1 protein-coding gene and 1 pseudogene are annotated in these 1,216 nt (G+C 53.0%); both read right to left on the reverse strand.

The features are described 5' to 3' along the window. Positions 1-599: pseudogene (locus tag H8S63_RS19720) on the reverse strand (DNA methylase); the annotation flags it as partial. Further along, a complete protein-coding gene (locus H8S63_RS19725; protein WP_087935380.1) occupies positions 589-1,176 on the reverse strand; it encodes a DUF1896 domain-containing protein in 588 nt (195 codons plus the stop codon). The pseudogene H8S63_RS19720 and the gene H8S63_RS19725, both read right to left, overlap by 11 nt. Between the last annotated feature and the right edge of the window lie 40 nt (positions 1,177-1,216).

The following is a 1,216-nucleotide window of genomic DNA, read 5'->3' on the forward strand; positions in this document are numbered from 1 at the left end:
CCGAACGGAATGTTGGACACCGCCAAGTCGAAATAATTGTTGAACGGTCTTTCGATTTTCTCAAAACCGCAGGTGCGCGTTTTCTTGCCGGGATAGAGATGCCTCAGGATTGTACCCGTGAGCAGATCCTTCTCGAAAGCCATCACATCCGCATTGGGGTTGTGCCGCAGCATGGAATCCACGAACACGCCAACACCCGCCGACGGTTCGAGCATACGGGCGGGGCGGATGCTGTAATCTGCCAGCACGTCCGCGATGGTGTCGGTTATCTCTTTGGGGGTGTAGAAAGCGGTCAGCACGGACGCTTTCAGCGAATCCACAAACCGCTTGTACTCTGTTTCGTCCTTGCTGTTCTCACGGATAAGCCTGTGCAACTCCACCGTCGGGGCGAACAGTTCGAGGTCGGATTTCGCCCACCGGACGGCATCCGTCAGTTCCTTTGCAGGGTTGAGGATACATTTCAGACCGCCGAAACCGCAGTACCTTTGAAGTATGGCACGCTCTTCGGTTGTCGCTGTCCTGTTTTCCCTGTCAAGGATGAATGCCGTCCGTATCGCCTCGATGTTGTCCCGCAGTTTCTGTTTGCGGTTAAACGCCATATTCCCCGATATAAAGGACGGTTGCCCCCGTCAGCTCCGTGTAGAGCAGGTCGTAATCGGAAGACAGGGCGAAATTGTCATCCGAGAGGTCATAGACGGAGAACACGTTGCCGACAAGCGGCAGCAGTTTCAGGACAAAGGCTTCACGCTTCTCTTCCGGCACTTCATCGGCAAACTCGTTTTCCACGACTTCGCGGAGGATGGCGTAACGGGAATAATGCAGCCCGCGCAGCAGCGTGTCCATCGCCAGTTCCTGCGCACCATCGGCGGGATAGCCTTCAAGCCGTGCCCTCTCATACGTTTCGGCGGCACGGTCGGCCCGTTCCCGTATGAAAGCGGTGTCGTCAGCCTGTTCAAACTTGTTCGTGCGGAGATAGTCCAGCAGGTACAGACCGTAATAGGAAAAGTCGGTCTGACCCTCGTTTTTCTTCTTGTTGTTCATTACTTTGGATTTAGCGGATTGATAATTAACGGGATAATCGGTTGGAAAAAGGAAGAAAAAGGCACTCGGTATCCCTCCGAGTGCCACCACTAAATCCAAAGTATGAGTGTAATCCGGTATCGAAGAACAATTCATTACTCTGAACAAGTGGCAAAGTTAATACTATTTCTTCCGT

The sequence above is a fragment of the Bacteroides sp. NSJ-39 genome, assembly GCF_014287315.1.
Lineage (GTDB): Bacteria > Bacteroidota > Bacteroidia > Bacteroidales > Bacteroidaceae > Bacteroides > Bacteroides finegoldii.